At 41.4% G+C, this 16,777-nt stretch carries 15 protein-coding genes; 4 read left to right on the top strand and 11 right to left on the bottom strand.

Features of this window, described 5'->3' with window-relative positions:
• Window positions 1-16: 16 nt before the first annotated feature.
• The gene (locus tag F887_RS02450; protein ID WP_005296984.1) at window positions 17-1,192 is read right to left on the bottom strand and encodes an acetate/propionate family kinase; all 1,176 of its coding nucleotides are present in this window, start codon (window positions 1,190-1,192) and stop codon (window positions 17-19) included.
• Window positions 1,193-1,488: 296 nt separating this feature from the next.
• Window positions 1,489-2,754 (bottom strand): glutamate-5-semialdehyde dehydrogenase, encoded by a 1,266-nt coding sequence (locus F887_RS02455; RefSeq protein ID WP_005296982.1) that lies wholly within the window; start codon window positions 2,752-2,754, stop codon window positions 1,489-1,491.
• Window positions 2,755-3,108: 354 nt separating this feature from the next.
• Here F887_RS02455 and F887_RS02460 point away from each other — a divergent pair, with 354 nt between their 5' ends.
• Entirely contained in the window at window positions 3,109-4,419 is a 1,311-nt protein-coding gene (locus F887_RS02460) for an alpha/beta fold hydrolase (RefSeq protein WP_005296979.1), read from the top strand.
• Between the two features lie 59 nt (window positions 4,420-4,478).
• On the opposite strand, the gene F887_RS02465 is transcribed toward F887_RS02460, so the two are convergent.
• Together F887_RS02465 and nagZ are read right to left on the bottom strand one after the other, a co-directional pair.
• On the bottom strand, window positions 4,479-5,321 hold the full coding sequence (locus F887_RS02465; RefSeq protein ID WP_005296975.1) for a class I SAM-dependent methyltransferase: 843 nt from the start codon (window positions 5,319-5,321) through the stop codon (window positions 4,479-4,481).
• 313 nt (window positions 5,322-5,634) lie between these two features.
• A complete protein-coding gene (gene nagZ, locus F887_RS02470; protein ID WP_005296974.1) occupies window positions 5,635-6,657 on the bottom strand; it encodes a beta-N-acetylhexosaminidase in 1,023 nt (340 codons plus the stop codon).
• A gap of 249 nt (window positions 6,658-6,906) precedes the next feature.
• Here nagZ and F887_RS02475 point away from each other — a divergent pair, with 249 nt between their 5' ends.
• A complete protein-coding gene (locus F887_RS02475) occupies window positions 6,907-9,090 on the top strand; it encodes a carboxy terminal-processing peptidase (RefSeq protein ID WP_005296972.1) in 2,184 nt (727 codons plus the stop codon).
• Between the two features lie 66 nt (window positions 9,091-9,156).
• On the opposite strand, the gene F887_RS02480 is transcribed toward F887_RS02475, so the two are convergent.
• The 6 genes from F887_RS02480 to F887_RS18695 all read right to left on the bottom strand — a co-directional run bounded on the left by F887_RS02480 (window position 9,157) and on the right by F887_RS18695 (window position 13,000).
• A complete protein-coding gene (locus tag F887_RS02480) occupies window positions 9,157-9,606 on the bottom strand; it encodes a DUF2147 domain-containing protein (protein WP_005296970.1) in 450 nt (149 codons plus the stop codon).
• A 219-nt stretch (window positions 9,607-9,825) separates the two neighbouring features.
• A complete protein-coding gene (locus F887_RS02485) occupies window positions 9,826-10,269 on the bottom strand; it encodes a DUF2147 domain-containing protein (protein ID WP_032862993.1) in 444 nt (147 codons plus the stop codon).
• Window positions 10,270-10,356: 87 nt separating this feature from the next.
• Complete coding sequence (locus F887_RS02490; protein ID WP_005185036.1) at window positions 10,357-11,025, bottom strand: LrgB family protein; 669 nt, start codon at window positions 11,023-11,025, stop codon at window positions 10,357-10,359.
• 11 nt (window positions 11,026-11,036) lie between these two features.
• On the bottom strand, window positions 11,037-11,399 hold the full coding sequence (locus tag F887_RS02495; RefSeq protein WP_005296966.1) for a hypothetical protein: 363 nt from the start codon (window positions 11,397-11,399) through the stop codon (window positions 11,037-11,039).
• 42 nt (window positions 11,400-11,441) lie between these two features.
• Window positions 11,442-12,785 carry a ribosome rescue GTPase HflX gene (hflX, locus tag F887_RS02500; RefSeq protein WP_005296963.1) on the bottom strand — a complete coding sequence of 448 codons (1,344 nt, stop codon included), beginning with the start codon at window positions 12,783-12,785 and terminating at the stop codon, window positions 11,442-11,444.
• Window positions 12,786-12,859: 74 nt separating this feature from the next.
• Window positions 12,860-13,000, bottom strand: a complete 141-nt coding sequence (locus F887_RS18695; RefSeq protein ID WP_005146968.1) for a hypothetical protein — start codon at window positions 12,998-13,000, stop codon at window positions 12,860-12,862.
• A gap of 190 nt (window positions 13,001-13,190) precedes the next feature.
• Between F887_RS18695 and F887_RS02505 the strand changes: the two genes are divergently transcribed.
• A complete protein-coding gene (locus F887_RS02505) occupies window positions 13,191-14,021 on the top strand; it encodes a lysophospholipid acyltransferase family protein (protein ID WP_005296961.1) in 831 nt (276 codons plus the stop codon).
• Here the strand turns inward: F887_RS02505 and F887_RS02510 are convergent.
• Window positions 14,014-15,576: a phospholipase D family protein gene (locus tag F887_RS02510; protein ID WP_228129828.1), complete on the bottom strand. Its 1,563-nt coding sequence runs from the start codon at window positions 15,574-15,576 to the stop codon at window positions 14,014-14,016. The two genes, F887_RS02505 and F887_RS02510, sit on opposite strands and share 8 nt — an antisense overlap.
• A 169-nt stretch (window positions 15,577-15,745) precedes the next feature.
• On the opposite strand from F887_RS02510, the gene F887_RS02515 reads away from it, so the two are divergent.
• Window positions 15,746-16,756, top strand: coding sequence for a metallophosphoesterase (locus tag F887_RS02515; RefSeq protein ID WP_005296952.1), 1,011 nt, complete (start codon window positions 15,746-15,748; stop codon window positions 16,754-16,756).
• Window positions 16,757-16,777: the final 21 nt, after the last annotated feature.

The raw sequence follows: 16,777 nt of genomic DNA, 5'->3' as shown, positions 1-16,777 counted from the left end.
TTATCTAATATTTTGATTAAATCGTGTGTTCAAGCACTTGGCGTGTTTCTTTGGCAATACGACCCTCTTCATCGGTCGGAATCACCCAAATTTGTGGACCTGAACCATTGTCGATACGGCCTTCCGTGCCACGCGGCAATGCATTATTTTTCTCTTTGCTGAACTTTAAACCAAAGTGCGCGAGGTAGCCCAAGGTTTTTTCACGCACATAGGCTGAGTTTTCGCCAATACCACCAGTAAATACTAAACCATCAAGATGCGGTAAACCGCAACTTAAAGCCGATAAAGACTTGGCTAAGCGATAGCAGAACACTTCAATGGCTAGGGTTGCGCCTTCATGGCCATTTTCAGAAGCTTCAACCAGCGTACGCATATCATTAGATAAACCTGATAAGCCCAATAAGCCACTTTCTTTATTTAACATGCTGTCAATTTTTTGAATATCCCAGCCTAAATTACTGGCTAGGAATAAATGCAGGCTTGGGTCGACATCGCCACTACGGGTTCCCATGACGACGCCTTCAAGTGGCGTCATGCCCATTGACGTATCGACACTATGACCATTCCATACGGCACAGGTTGAACTCCCATTACCTAAATGTGCACTGAGCCAGCCGCCGTGATTTTTATGGCCTGCAAGTTCACTGGCACGTTCAGTCACATACGCATGACTGGTACCGTGGAAACCGTAGCGACGCACTTGATGTTCAGTATACAAATATTGTGGCAGGGCATAGCGATAGGCGCGTTCTGGCATGGTTTGGTGGAAGGCAGTATCAAATACAGCAACTTGAGGCAATTGCGGGAACAAGCGCATGGTGGCTTCAATTCCAATCAAATGAGCAGGGTTGTGCAGAGGAGCAAGTGGCGTCGCTGCTTCAATACGCTCAACCAGCTCTGGTGTTAATAGCTCTGCTTTGGTGATATTGCCGCCGTGTACGACGCGGTGTCCAATCGCTTGTGGATTGTAATTGGCTAAACGTGCCAGCAAGGTTTCAAGGGCTTTGGCATGATCTGCATAAGGAATCGAGAGCTCTAATGGTTCGCCACCAAGGGTGACGCCTTTAATGCGGGCGTCGGCTGCCCCTAAATTTTCTGCCAAACCATAAATACGGTCTTCACGATGTTCTGAAATGAGCGCGTATTTGATTGATGATGAACCACAGTTAATTACTAATACAGATATAGCCACGTTTGAACACCTAACAGATTTTAAATTTTATGATGAACACTTTGATCTTGCTGCAACGTATGAGGCAGTGGAATCAAGCGCAATGTTTTAACATGGGATCTCGTATTGGCGAAGATAGACTTTAGCCTATACAACCCGTTTATAAATCAACCTATTCAGTATAGTTTGGAAATGCGTCGTTCTTTTGATTGATCTGTTGCTTTTGTCATTATTTTTTGTATGTAAATATATAAAAACACGATAAAGATCAAATAAATGACCTTTATCGTGTTCTTGTGTCAGAATTCGCTTTTTTGTTATTGGCGGATTTGACCATCACCGAAAACAATCCATTTTTGTGAGGTTAGGCCTTCAAGACCAACGGGGCCACGGGCATGGATTTTATCGGTTGAAATCCCGATTTCTGCACCTAAACCATATTCAAAACCATCTGCAAAGCGGGTTGAGGCATTAATCATCACTGAACTGGAATCCACGCGTGCCAAGAACTCACGTGCTAGACTAAAGTTTTCAGTAATAATGGCATCGGTGTGATGTGAACCATACTTATTGATGTGTTCAATCGCTTCATCCATACCTGTAACCACTTTAATGGCAAGAATTGGACCGAGATATTCGGTATACCAGTCTTCTTCCGTCGCTGTCTTCACAGAGACACCTAAAATACGCTGTGTTTCAGCACAACCACGTAGTTCAACCTGCTTTTCAGCATACAGTTCAGCAATGCGTGGCAAGAACTCTTCCGCAATCGCTTCATCCACCAATAAGGTTTCCATGGCATTACAGACACCATAGCGATGCGTTTTTGAATTGAGTGCGATCGGCAGCGCTTTTTGTAAGTCCGCTTGTGCTTCAATAAACACATGGCAGTTGCCATCTAAATGTTTGATCACAGGAATACGTGCTTCATTGCTGATGCGTTCGATCAAGCTTTTACCGCCACGTGGCACAATCACATCGACAAATTCAGTCATGGTAATCAAATGGCCAACCGCAGCACGGTCAGGGGTATCAATCACTTGAACGGCATGTTCAGGCAAGCCTGAAATTTGTAAGCCATGCTGAATGGCAACGGCAATGGCTTTATTTGATTCAAGGGCTTCTGAACCGCCACGTAAAATAATGGCATTCCCTGATTTTAAGGCTAATGATGCTGCTTCAAGTGTCACGTTCGGTCTTGATTCATAGATCATCCCAATCACACCCAAAGGCACACGCATTTTTCCAAGTTGAATGCCAGATGGACGGTAAGCAAGATCTGTAATCTCACCAATCGGGTCAACTAATGCAATGACGTCTTTTAAACCTTGGAGCATGCCTTTGAAGCGAGCCGGGGTCAGTTCTAAACGATCGAGCAAAGCACTGTCGAGTTGACGTTGACGACCATTGTCCATATCAATTTGATTGGCTGCTAAAATTTGTGCTTGATTATTTTCCAAAGCCGTATAAATTGCAGACAAGGCGTGGTTTTTCAAATGGGTCGACGCACTCGTTAAAACACGAGACGCCTGACGCGCTTGAGTACCAACGTGTTGCATGTAGTCTTGAATAGAGTCTTGCATAGCATTTTGATATTTGCATGTATTTATAAAGATAGTAACAGTCAAATGCTGAACAATGAATAGGCTGAACTGACAATTCAAAAAATTATGAAGCGTTAATTGGCACAAAAGTTTTTATTTTAGTGTGATGAAGATATTGAATATAAAGCCAAGATTACATATTTTGCAAAAGATTAGTGCTTTAAACAAGATAAGTGGTTAAGGAAATGATTGCGTATAAAACGTGCATATGTATAGAATGAAAAAGTATAGGATAAATGTAATACAAATTTTATAAATTTGTTAACTTGCAAGTTGAATTCGCTGAAAATGAGATGCTTGCAACAAAAAAATAAACAAGGATGGAGGAAGGACATGAATTCCATTATCCAAATGGACTCGGATATAAATCATACCTACACAGGCTTTGGTTTTTTCGACATTTACAATAAAAACAGTTTTAAACAGCCAGCGCGTACCACGTGGATCGATGGTTGGAAAATTGAATATATGGCAATTGCAGATCCGAAAACGATCTACAACACGCCGATTGTAATTGTCGGGGGCGCATTTCAAAATTTTAACTCTTATAAGTATTGTGTTGAGCAACTCTTTGAGAGCGGACCCGTTATTCTCATCGATTTACCGTCAATGGGGGCGAATCAACAGATTCGTAATGTTGATACTGGTGAATCTGCTGGAATTCTGGAACTCCCTGAATTATCTAAAATGCTTGGTCAATGGCTGGATATTGTTGGACTGGATAAAGTTTCAATGATGGGCATGTCATTGGGTTCGGTCGTTGCATCTTCATTTGCACACCAACGCCCAGAATTGATTGACCGTATGGTATTGATGGGTGTCATGCAGAAGACACGCAAAAGTTGGCGTATGCTGCTGGAAGAATCATTGCATTTAATGCGTGAAGATCGCATGGATGAGTTTGGTCAAGCTGTGATTTTGTATTTGGTCAATCATGCCAAGCTTGATAAAACCCGCATGTCACCGACCGCTAAGCGTTTATTCTTCAAACAAATGGCAGAATTTAGTTCAACTGAACGTGAGCGTTACGAGATTAACTGCAACCGTTTATTGCGTTTAAGTGATGTGCCAGTACCACAATGTAAAACATTGGTGGCTGCAGGGCAGTATGACAGCTTTACGTTGCCACACGAAAATGCCGATTTTGCTTTGCAATGCCAAGATATGCAGTTTGCTTTGATTGCCAACGCAGATCATGTGCCACAATTGCAGCGCCGTAAAGAAACCATGAATTTGTTCACCTCATTCTTAAAAGGCGAATCCATCGACAATCTAGATGGCATTATCCCGATGACACGTGAGCAAATGCAGAAAATAGAGCGTCGTGGTGAAGAACGTATTGCTGTTTTGCAGCCAGAGACTAAATTGACCCACCGTCATTTAGCGACTGAAGCGGCAGTGAATGTCGTCGATATCACTTTCTTTGGTGTTTATTTAAAACTGAATGACCTTGAACAGCTTGATTTTGTTAGCCAGCATCCACGTGATTTAGCTCTACATTTAGCTGATGAAGAAGGTGAGTTTAAAATTGAATGTTTAACCTTTGATGCAACTGAGCAAGGACTGCGCATCTTGTTTAAACATGGTAGCTTTGATATTGCTGATCGTTTAACACGTTTTATTGAGCGTCAAAAACAAGCTTAATGAGAATCGAAGATTTGAAAAGGGAAGTGGTTATTGGCCATTTCCCTTTTTTATTGAGCTTACGTATTGCTGGCTTGGATGACCCAAACTAAATCACCTAAATGCTGCTGTTTGTTTTCTAAAGCGGTGTGTTCAAAGAATTGCTTCGGTTGTAGAACTTCAACTTGATTAAAGCCTGCTTCATGGAAAAAATGTTCGACTTCGGCAGGTGTTTTAAAATGAAAGCTAAATGCACTACGTGACATCCATTTTAGTAAGCGACTACTGTTCCAGATAATAGTTGCCAATTTATTTTGAGTCGGTTCAGGGTAAATATCTGTTAAATAATGCAGTTCTTTAAAGTTTTGACCATAGGTGGCAATCGCTTGAATCAGTTGCTGCAACATGGGTTTTTCAAAGTAATTGATCAGTCCTTCACTCATAATCACCAGTGGACGTTGAGGATCAAACACCTCAAATACCGCTGCAAAAGCATCGGTAAATAAATCGACAGATAGAACGTCATCCACATCACTTTCGATTTGTTGTAGTGCAGCTTGTTTGGTGGCTGCCATATCAGGTAAATCCAGTTCACGGTAGGTGATGCTTGGATAGTGTTGTCTAAACCACCAACCGCGTGGCGATAGACCACATGCAATTTCAAGCACTTGTAAATCAGGATGTTGCTCAATTAATTCTTTTAAGTGGCTATCCAACATGCTATGGCGTTGTTTTAGTGTGGTACGCATGCTGCCACCAACGTATTTCTCTGCCCAGCTTTCAATTGGATGAACTAAAGCCGCCAGCGTTTTTCCTTTTGCTGTTGCCAGTGCTGGATGTGAGATCCCCATTTGATACCAGATGTAACCTGTATAGTGTGCAGTAAATGAAATATGGCGATGTTTCGAAAGTTGTTGTGTCATCTGTCCTAGACTCTATTTTTCCATAAATTTATCTTTGATATTTTTTATGCCGTAATTTTCATAGCAGAGTCATGCTGTGTTCTCATCTTATTTTAGTCATCAGCCTTCGGCTCGACCTACTTTTCTTTCGGGAAAAGTAGGCAAAACCATTGTCACCCGCAAAACCTGTTCATTTCTTGCATGTGATTAATTTCAACATAGTAGACATAGCATCTATCTTTTTGAAATCACGCAGGTTGCGGATGACTTTACCGAGTATCTAATTGTTGAGAAAATCTTATGCAATAAAGATTTATCAATGATCTTACTAAAGTTAGAATGAATTCTTAAATTCTTCAATGACTTTTCTGACGTTGTGCCAGTTTTCATAGTCTAAAGTCAATGTCGTACCGATTTGGATATTTGGAATTTTACCGCGCATACGCTCTAAACGTTGTTGGTTTGGTAAAGCCAAGGTTTGGATTCCATCCAAGGCAGTACATGCTGCTGCACGGTCATTACAGACTAAGCCCATATCACAACCTGCATTTAAAGCTGCTTGAATACGTGCATCTGCACCGCCTGCAACACACGCAGCTTGCATACTCAAGTCATCAGAGAATAGTACGCCGTCAAATTTAAGTTGTTTACGTAAGATTTCTTGTAACCAAAACGGTGAGAAACCTGCTGGATTTGGATCGACTTGGTCATAGATCACATGAGCAGGCATCAGCGCATCAAGCTGAGGCATCAGCTTAATAAAGCTTTGCATATCTTTGTCATAGATTTCTTGATATGAACGGCTGTCAATTGCTGCGGCAACGTGCGAATCGGCTTTGACTGAACCATGCCCAGGGAAATGTTTGCCTGTAGTTGCCATGCCTGCTTTTTTCATACCACGCATAAAAGCATCTGCAAGTGGTACGATGTCCTGCATATTTTTAGCAAAGCCACGATCACCAATCACATCGCTAACGTCATTGAGGTCTAGAACAGGGGCAAAGCTAAAATCAATGCCGACTGCGAGAACTTCGATTGCCATCAACCAACCACATTGTTCAGCCAATTCAATCGCTTGTCTTGGCTGAGTCAAGTAATGTTCGCCAAGACGTCCCATTGCTGGAAGTAAGGTAAAACCTTGTCTTAAACGTTGTACACGGCCACCTTCTTGATCCACTGCAATCAGGATATCTGGACGGACTTGACGCATATGGTCGGTTAATGCGCGAACTTGTTGTGGGGATTCAATATTTCGTGCAAATAAAATCATGCCACCGACTTGCGGAGCTTGTAATAGTTCAATATCTTCTTGAGTAAGTTCTGTGCCAGCAATATCCAGCATCAACGCGCCGATCATAAGGATTCCGTTTGAATTTTGATGAAAAATTTGATGAAAAAAACGATAGCTAAATTGTGCAATGATTTGCTACATTTTGTCAGTACAGAATATGATAAAACTACATGATATTGATGATAAGTGCTTGTTGGTTATTTATTTATGACGACCAATGAGTTCTACAAGTTGGTAAAGTATCGAATGAAATGTGTTCATATTGACAGTATCAGCGTGTAATAATTGCCATATCCAAGGAAGTACCAAAATTTTATGAAACTTCAAATGATAGCGTGTGCAGTTGCAATTGCGACTGGTGGTTTATTTTTCTCTCATACCATGAATGAGGCATTTGCGGCGACGGAAGCACCTGTCGTTTCAACAGTCATCAAACCATCACAAGAGCAGGCATTGGTCGCACGTCAGTTAGCCACATTGGTTGATCGCCAGCATTATTTAAATATGCGCCTAGACGCAACAACTTCAAACCGTATTTTGAATATGTATTTGGATAGTCTTGATCCAGACCATTCATTATTTCTAAGTGGTGAAGTTGAAGAATATCAAAAGAAATATGGTTCGAATTTTGGTAGCTCATTAAAAGCGGGTAATTTAACAGGCCCTTTTTTGATCCATGGGCAATATCGTGACCGTTTAAAACAATTCTATGAGTTTATGCTGGCAGAATTGAAAAAGCCGCAGAACTTAAACCAAAAAGATGTCTATCTCGATTCCGATCGTGAAAAAGCGCCATATTTCAAAACTGAGGCGGAACAACAAAAACATTGGCAGCAAATGCTAGTGTCGCAGTTGATCAATTTAACCATTAGCAAAGAAGAAGAGCAGGCGAAGCAAAAAGCGTTAAAAGCAGATCCATCGCTTGCCAATGGACAGGATTTAACTGGGCCTGAAGATTTAACCCCAGTTCAGACCTTAACCAAACGCTATACCCGTCAGTTAGAGCGTATTGGTCGTGTGAAAAGTGATGATGTGCTCGATAAAACATTGAATGCGATGTTGGCGACGTATGATCCACATAGTAATTACTATCCACCAATTGATGCGATGGAATTGAATCGCCAAACCACTTTGCAATTGGAAGGGATTGGGGTGTCGATTCGTCCAGAACGTGGCAATGAAGATTACACCAAGATTGAAACCATCGTTGAAGGTGGGCCAGCAAGCAAATCGGGTCAGGTAAAATCAGGTGATCGTATCATTGGTGTCGCTCAAGATGGCGAGAAAATGGTAGACGTGATTGGTTGGCCAAGCTCGGAAATTGTTGGCCTGATTCGTGGTAAACGTGGTACTAAAGTGGTGGTGCGTTTATTGGGTGCTGGTGCATCAATGAGCCAAGCACGTAATGTCACTTTAACCCGCGATATTATTCAAGAAGAAGATGCAGGGGTACGTTCACGTACAGTTGAAATCACGCGTGATGGTAAAAAACATCTATTTGGTGTGCTTGAAATTCCATCTTTCTATTTTGACTATCGCTCACGTCGTGCAGGAACAGAGTATCGCTCTGTCTCTGAAGATACAGCGAAAGCTTTAGATTCACTCAAGGCACAAAAAGTAGAAGGGATCTTGGTCGACTTGCGTAATGATCCAGGTGGTTCTTTGGAAGAAGTGGCACGTATGCTTGGTCAAGTGATCAAGTCTGGGCCAGTGGTACAAATCCGTGATGGTAATGGCAATGTCAATGTGTTCGAAGATACCGATGGCGGCGAGCAAATCTACGCAGGTCCAATGGCAGTGTTGGTCAATCTAGCCTCTGCTTCTGCAAGTGAAATTTACTCTGCGGCAATTCAGGATTATGAGCGCGGAATTATTATTGGTAGTACCACCACAGGTAAAGGGACAGCACAGGTTCAGTTAGATTCGCTGGCTTATGGTCAAGCGACGTTAACCCAGCGTAAGTTCTATCGAATTACCGGTGGAAGTACACAGAATAAAGGTGTGATTCCAGATATCAAACTGGTCGATATCTACAATGAAGAGTTCGGTGAGCGGAAAGCGAAGAATGCTTTGAAGTGGGATACCATTCCAACCGCACCATTTAAACGTGAAGGTTCAGTACAGCCATACGTAGCCAAATTGTCTCAGTCTTCTGAGCAACGTGTTGCGGCAGACTCTCAATTTAAATATTTAGAAGCGCGTAAAGCGATTGCGAAAAAAACCTCTGATCAGAAGAAAGTGGTGTTGGATATTAATCAACGTCGTGCCGAGTTGATTGATCTCGAAAAGCAAACCTTGAATGCTGAGAACCAACGCCGTATAGCAACCAATTTAGCCCCTTATGCAAATTGGGAAAGCTATCAAGCTTCTATTGATGCCTTGGTTGAGTCGCGTGCCAAAATGAAAGCACATTTGCGTCCGCCATTGCCTGAAGAAGAGACTTTCATTAATGAAGCGGCAAATGTACTGTTAGACTATTCGAAGCTGCAAGGTCGTTAAGCCTCACATCATTCGATCAATAAAAAAAGCCCTGTATGTCAGGGCTTTTTTTATGTCTGATTCACTTTAATTGGCACGAATCCAGATTTGACTGCGTCCTAATACAGAGACACCGACATAACCGCGTAGGTGTAAACGTTGCCCATTGGTGCTGAGTTTTGCCGTCAAGCTATACACACGCCCACTATTTGGATCCAAGATTTTCCCACCGGTATAAGTCAGATCTTTTTTATGCTTCAGTTTGGTAATGGCATTTAAACCTAAAATCGGTTTATTGGTATAAGGGGCAGGACAACCAGTACAAAATTCTTTGGGGGTATAGCCTGTACGTGGGGTAATTTTGATGATTTTACCTGTATAAGAACCATCTGCTTCTTGGGTAATTTCAACCTGTCCTTTGGGGGCACCTGTTACATCATCAACGCTTTGCCAGATTCCTGTAATGTCTTGGGCAAAAGTAAAATGACTGAGGGTTAATAGGAAGAAAAAAGAAACCAGTTTTTGCGGGATGTTCATGTGAAAGCCTCCTTGCTGCCATGTATCTCGCTATTATTTCGGATTTCTAATCACAGATTCAATCATTATTTTACAGTTGTAAATTTTTAATAATTGAAGTTTCAACAATTTTTTATACTGATAATGAAAAAGCTTCTTCACTGGATGAAGAAGCTTTTGATACAGAACCGAGATCAAATTGATCAAAGAGAGGTACGCACTAGAGACACATCATCCGCTTTACTCTGCGCGAATCCAGATTTGATTACGGCCCAATGCAGAGACCCCTAAATAGCCACGTAAATGTAAGCGTTTGCCATTTGCACTTAACTTGGCTTTCATACTGTAAATTTTGCCAGTATTTGGATCTAAAATACGACCATTGGTATAGTTTAAACCTTGGCTATATTTCAATCCTGTAACCACATCTAAACCGACGATCGGTTTGTTGGTATAAGGTGCAGGACAATCTACACAGGTTTCTTTTGGTGTATAGCCTGTACGTGGCGTGATTTTAACTACTTTGCCTGCATAAGTTCCATTTGCTTCTTTGCGAATTTCAACTAATGCTTTAGGCGCCCCCGTCTTGTCATCAATACTTTGCCAGAGCCCCGTAATATCCTCTGCAAAAGTAAAACTGCTCACCGCAGATAAAAGTAACGCACCTAATAATTGTTTGCTCATCATTAAAAATCCTTTTAACGTTTAAGCTTACATTATGGAGGATATCTGACAACTAGTTCAATCTTTATGTGATATTTGAGGCAAATATTAAGATAAAGATAGAATAAAGGTCGGTAGCCAAATGGCTGTAAATACACCATTTACTGCCATACCGAAGGCTGCATAACGGCCAGTGACAGGACCACGTTGCCAAGCTTGAGCTGTACCAATCGCATGTGCTGCCAAACCTAAAGCGAGACCCGAAGCGCGTTCATCATGGATATGTTTGAGAATCCATGGCGAGAAAGCTGCACCAATCACACCTGATAAAATGACAATCAGAGTGACCATCATTAATGGCGCATGTAGCAGAGTTGCAATGTTTAAAGCGATCGGTGTGGTCACGGCACGGGTTGCAAAAGCCATAATGGTAGGTTCAGACATATGCAGCAAATAAGCCAGTCCCATGGGTAAGGCAACCGCACTGATGCTGGCAAAGCAAAGAATGCCAATCATCGATTTCAGTGGTAGGTCATCATAGCGCATCGCAGCCAAAGGAATTGCCAAGGCAACGGTCACATAGCCAAGTAGATGATTGAAAACCCCATTGACGTTATCCATGTATTGTTGATAAGGAATACCAAAAATGGCCAAGAAGGCAATCACAATAAACATGCCGAACACAATCAGTGGAACCTGAGGCATTTTTTGATTGAGTGGTTTTGCAATAAGGTAACTAATCAGGGTAATGATGAAGCCATAGATAACCATCGACATAGATCAGCTCCTTATAACCAACGCTTCGCCATTTTGGCATAAATCCATAATGGCAATAATGTACTGAACGTTAAGATAAATAAAAATGCAGGAATTTCTTTGCCCATATGTACCAGCATAATTAATGAACCTGCACAAATGGGGAGAAAGGCAAAGGCACTTTCTTTCAAAATTTTGTTGTTGGTATCAATGAGACGATTAGAGATTTTTCTGAATCTTCTCCAGATTAATAAGGTGAGCAATAAGCCTATAAGTCCAACCAAATTACCCAGCTCAGGGTGACCTAAGGCTTTTGTGATTGCGACAGCCCCTTCACGATAGACGATGATTAATAAAATCGTGGCAAACCAAGCTGTCCAATCAATATGTTTCATTTTCTTTTTACTCTCGTCTATTCGAACGATGGCTGATTGCAATTAAGGTATTGGATGATCGATCTCAAATTCTTCCAAAGGTCGCTGAAATTGGGAAGCTTTTTTTCCAAGAATTTCGTCTAATGGCAAATGTGCCTGTTTAATGAGTTGCTCTAATTTATGTGGAGCAATACATACCGATAAATGCAGGTCGCCTTGCTCATCATAATGTTCAGACTGAATCACATTCAGGGTATAAAGTTGTGTGCGTAGTTTACCGTAAGCAGGTTTGAGCACTAAGTCAAACTGTTGTAACTGCCCCATCAGACATTGTTGTACCGCTTGGCTAAGCAGTTCAAGTCCTTGCCCAGCATGGGCTGAAACATAGACTCGATCAGGTAAGTCCTTTGTCTTATAAATAATTTTGGCAGCATCACCGCTGAGATCAATTTTATTGTAAACATGCAAAATAGGCGCATCAGCACCAATTTCTTTAAGTACAGATTCTACGGCTTCAATCTGTTCAGACATGTTGGGGCTACTGCTATCAATAATGTGTAACAGCAAGGTTGCTTCTAAGGTTTCTTCTAAGGTTGCTTTGAAAGATTCAACCAGATCATGTTGTAAATTACGTACGAAGCCTACGGTATCTGCCAGTACTACCGTACCGACACCATCCCAGTCTAAACGACGTAAGGTTGGATCGAGCGTCGCAAACAGTTGATCGGCAGCATAGACATCACTTTTGGCTAGAATATTAAATAGAGTTGATTTTCCCGCGTTGGTATAGCCGACTAACGAGATGGTTGGAATGGCGGCTTTTTGTCGCGCGGCGCGTCCTTGTAAACGCGTTTGTTGTACTTTAACCAGTTTATCTTTGAGCTGAGTAATCCGCACTCGAATCAAGCGGCGGTCTGTTTCCAGTTGAGATTCACCTGGACCACGTAACCCAATCCCCCCTTTTTGTTGTTCAAGGTTGCCTGTAAAGCCACGAATTAAGCGAGTTGATAAATGTTTGAGCTGAGCCAATTCAACTTGCAATTTACCTTCATGGGTTCGGGCACGTAAGGCGAAAATGTCCAGAATTAAGCCCGTACGGTCAATCACACGGCACTTGAGGATGCGTTCCAAATTTCGTTCTTGAGCAGGGGAGAGGGAATGGTCAAAAATGACCAACTCTGCTTCGAGATATTGGACTAACTCAGCAATCTCCTCGACTTTACCTGAACCAATAAAAAATTTAGGGTCAGGTCTATTGCGTTGCACAGAAATATGTTCAAGGATTTCAGCACCAGCAGATTGAGCGAGCAATCGAAACTCTTCAGCATCAAGATCATCGAGCAGTTGAACAGACACACTGACTAATATTGCCCGTTCACCACTTTGACGCTGCTCAAAATTTTCCACGCTGTTCTGTAATCCTGATACTTAAAGTCTTATTCTAGAATAAACTTCAAGCAAAGGGCAAAGACTTACTCGACTTATATGACATTACGACGTAAAAGCTCTATGAATCCGACCAAGGTTCCCATGTATAAAATTGACCACCCCAAAAACATTCTCAAAGCATAGCCATATGGAATCGTAGTTTGGGATTCAGATGTCGTGGTTTGTGGGTTCATCACATCACCTTATTAATCTATTAATTCGATTTATTTATAATATTTGATCTGATAAATCTTTTAAAATTGAAAAAAATTATGCTCACATTCGTTTTTTGTTATCGTGGAAACTTCTACAAGCTGATATGGTCATGATATAACAGGTGAATTCAATGCATTCGTGCATATATGCGTACGGTTTTAATAATTTATGACTCAACAAGCAACAGCAGTAAATAACACACCATTAAGTTTGTTTTCGAAATTTAGTTTATACAGTAAAAAATTAGCCTCTGGTCTAGAGACGATCGGTGAAGGCTTTTATCTCATTTACCGTCATGGTTTATATAAAGATCCGAATAATCCTGTAAATACACGCTATGTGCAGTATTTCTGTCGTCGCTTATGTGAAGTATTCAATATTGAAGTTCAGGTTCATGGGACGATTCCGCGTGAACCTGCATTATGGGTCAGTAACCATATTTCTTGGTTGGATGTCGCAGTTTTGGGGTCGGGCGCACGGATCTTTTTCTTGGCCAAAGCCGAAGTCGAAAAGTGGCCTATTTTAGGCAATTTGGCAAAAGGTGGCGGTACTCTGTTTATTAAGCGTGGCTCTGGTGATTCAATCCGAATTCGTGAGCAAATTGCAGCGTTTTTAAAACAAGATATTCCTGTTCTATTCTTTCCTGAAGCAACCACGACTGATGGTAGCAAAGTCAAGAAAGTACATGGGCGGTTACTTGGTGCTGCAATCGAAGCGCAACGACCAGTACAGATTTGTGTGATTTGCTATGTCAATCAACAAGGTGAACTGGATTTAGTGGCACCGTTTATTGGAGAGATGACCTTTGCAGAGCATGTACAACGTGTTTTAGAAATGCCGCAAGTGACTGCACATTTAATGACATTGCCTGCCATTCCTGTAGAAGGTCATACGGTTGAGAGTTTAACCAAAGAAGTGGATCGCCAGATGCGAGCAGGTTTGGCACAATTGCAACGGAAAGTACTGACGGTATTGCCAGAAACACTTGAAACTACATAAAACCTTCAATAGGTAACCATGAGATGATTTTCATCCCAGCTCTTTGCCACCATTTCATTTTCGGTTCTTTGGTATAGATCAAAGGACCTTGTGGCGTTTCACGCTGCCAAGTGATGTTCTTGTTGGCATCCAATACCAAGCGATAGGCGTAAGTCTTTAGATTGTGATCCATTGTGGTATGTACGGCTTGTGCCAATGGTGGGCTGTTGAGTAATACCCCAATTTCGGTATTCAAATAAGCCGAGCGTGGATCAAAATTAAATGAGCCAATGAAAACCTGTTTTTCATCTAAGGCCATCAGCTTGGCATGCAGGCTTGAACGGCTTAATCCCTTAAGGTTGACCTTGGCTTTTTTCGCCAAATCTTCGGTATGTTTATCTAAATCATTTTTATCTAAAGCAGGTAAGAATTCATAAAGTTGCACGCCATTTTCAAGTAATTCTTGGCGATATTTACCATAAAATGCATGCACGACGGCAACATCATTGGCTTTGAATGAATTGGTCAACACTCTAACTTCGACACCATCTTGTGCCAAATCACTTAAAATTTTCGTCCCTTTCTTTTCAGGCACAAAATAAGCAGAAATTAAATCGATATTCTTTTCAGGCTGTTCCAAATGATTAATGAGCTGGAAGTTAAGATGCTCTTCTTTTTTGGCTTTTGATTTAATTTTATCGGGTGAGTCCTTAACCACTTCTGCTTTGACCCAATCGAGAGAAATATCACGATCCATGAGAGCATCAACAGCTTGGGAACGACTGGTTAAATCTAAATAGTTTTGTACCGTAACCCGTTTATAGTGCTCATCAAGCTGCTGTTTTAAACTTTCGTAACTCAAGCGATGAGATTTTTCTTTAACCACTTCTTTGACGTCATAGGCATATTCATGATTCCAGTAATCATCAAATGATTGAGAGATATCATTGACTGCGGTGCCAAACAGCATGACATCGACATCAGAAAATTGATAAGTATCACTGACATTGTAATATTGGTTGGTCATATTGCGACCACCAATCAAAGCGACCTGATGATCGGCAATAAAACTCTTATTGTGCATACGACGGTTGATTCGCTTTAAGTCCAATACCATATCAATGGCACGATACTTACGAAAGCGATAAGGATTAAAGAGTTTCACTTCAATATTTGGGTGCTGAGCTAAAGCGAAGAAAATGCCTTCAGTATGTTTCGCATTATTATCATCAATCAGCAATCGAACCCGAACACCACGATCCGCTGCACGAATTAACGCATGCAGTGCCAATGCACCTACTTTGTCATTGTCCCAAATATAGTATTGTAAATCTAAGGTTTTTTCGGCCTTGTCTATCAGGCGAAGGCGGGCTGCCAACGCCTCTAAGGGCTCATATAAAACATGATAGCCTGTCAGGTCAGGATGCTGTTCTTGTAAGGGTTTGATCACTTGCGCTAAGGAGGTTTGTGAGGTGTCAATTTGTGTGGTGGTTTGTATGACAGGTTCAATTTTATGTTTAGGCAAGGTACTGCAACCAGTCGCCGTGAGCGCAATCGTGATATAAATCGCAAGCATATTTTTATTGTAAGCGGTTGTACTTATCTTTGTATGTTTGCTATTTAAATGAGAAAATTGCGTCATAATCGTTACTGATTAAAAGTTGGGCTCGAGTATACCATTTCATCGAAAAAGATAAATATAAGATGAGATGTATGTCCCTAAAGTGAAGTTAAAGAGGGCTGTAATGTCGAATTCAGATACTATCATCATTGGTTTTTACCTTATTTTTGCTGTTCTGGCATTTTGGGCATTTATTCAAGCTTGGGTTCATCAAGCACGGACCGAAACCATTCATCCTTTTAAAGCCTTTGTGCATCTGCTGGCGTTTTATCTGTCTTATTTATTAGTGCCACTTTGGTTTTTTAGCATTTTTGCAGGTTGGGTTGGATATTACAGCTTACATCAAGCTGCATTTATTGGATTGCTCAGTAGTGTACTGATCTATGCTCGTTTTGTAGAACCCCATCAAGTTCATGTTAAATATCATCAATATCGTTTAGATCCTAAACGTGAATTTACCCAGCCAGTTAAAGTGGCTTTAGTTGCAGATATGCATGTTGGGTTATTTTCAGGGCATGAGCGCCAATTAAAAAGCATTGTGAAAAAACTCAATCAAGAACAGCCAGATTTGGTTGTGGTGGCTGGTGATTGGACCTATGAACCTGAAAATCGTTTGGTACAGGAGCTGGAGATTTTAAAGCAAATTCAAGCACCTGTTTATTCGGTACCTGGCAATCACGATGAACAATATCCAGGCCCTCCAATTCAGGCCTTGTTGAGTAAGGCGCTCGAACAAAACAACGTGATAGATATTGAAGGGAAAATTGTTGATTTTGATGAGTTCCGTTTGATCGGAATTGGAGATTTATGGGCAGGGAAGGCGAATATGCGCTTTATGCCAGATTTACCTCAAGACAAGCCTTGGCTGATTTTGTCGCATAACCCAGATACAGTAGATATGGTACCTGAATTACCAACACGGCCATTGATGCTTTCGGGGCACACTCATGGCGGGCAGATCGAGCTGCCATGGATTACCAGTTATATTATGAAGCGGGTGTCTATTTTGGGACACAAGAAAGGTTTCTATACACATGAACATGCGGATGTTTTTGTTACGGTAGGGACGGGGATGGTTGGTGTGCCATTCCGTTTTCGTGTCCCACCAACCATCGATATTATTGAATTGATTTAAATAAAAAAGCCGACTAAATGA

Origin of the sequence: Acinetobacter sp. NIPH 2100, from assembly GCF_000369805.1 — a bacterium.
Lineage (GTDB): Bacteria > Pseudomonadota > Gammaproteobacteria > Pseudomonadales > Moraxellaceae > Acinetobacter.
Note: the sequence above shows the minus strand (reverse complement) of the source record. Positions and strands in the feature narration are given on the sequence as shown.

Coding starts and splice junctions, on each gene's coding strand:
- F887_RS02490 (WP_005185036.1), bottom strand. CDS start 11,025: ATGTCGATGGTTATCTATGGCTTCATCATTACCCTGATTAGTTACCTT.
- F887_RS02485 (WP_032862993.1), bottom strand. CDS start 10,269: ATGAGCAAACAATTATTAGGTGCGTTACTTTTATCTGCGGTGAGCAGT.
- F887_RS02465 (WP_005296975.1), bottom strand. CDS start 5,321: ATGACACAACAACTTTCGAAACATCGCCATATTTCATTTACTGCACAC.
- F887_RS02475 (WP_005296972.1), top strand. CDS start 6,907: ATGAAACTTCAAATGATAGCGTGTGCAGTTGCAATTGCGACTGGTGGT.
- F887_RS02515 (WP_005296952.1), top strand. CDS start 15,746: ATGTCGAATTCAGATACTATCATCATTGGTTTTTACCTTATTTTTGCT.
- F887_RS02505 (WP_005296961.1), top strand. CDS start 13,191: ATGACTCAACAAGCAACAGCAGTAAATAACACACCATTAAGTTTGTTT.
- F887_RS02460 (WP_005296979.1), top strand. CDS start 3,109: ATGAATTCCATTATCCAAATGGACTCGGATATAAATCATACCTACACA.
- F887_RS02480 (WP_005296970.1), bottom strand. CDS start 9,606: ATGAACATCCCGCAAAAACTGGTTTCTTTTTTCTTCCTATTAACCCTC.
- F887_RS02495 (WP_005296966.1), bottom strand. CDS start 11,399: ATGAAACATATTGATTGGACAGCTTGGTTTGCCACGATTTTATTAATC.
- nagZ (WP_005296974.1), bottom strand. CDS start 6,657: ATGATCGGCGCGTTGATGCTGGATATTGCTGGCACAGAACTTACTCAA.
- F887_RS18695 (WP_005146968.1), bottom strand. CDS start 13,000: ATGAACCCACAAACCACGACATCTGAATCCCAAACTACGATTCCATAT.
- F887_RS02510 (WP_228129828.1), bottom strand. CDS start 15,576: ATGCTTGCGATTTATATCACGATTGCGCTCACGGCGACTGGTTGCAGT.
- F887_RS02455 (WP_005296982.1), bottom strand. CDS start 2,754: ATGCAAGACTCTATTCAAGACTACATGCAACACGTTGGTACTCAAGCG.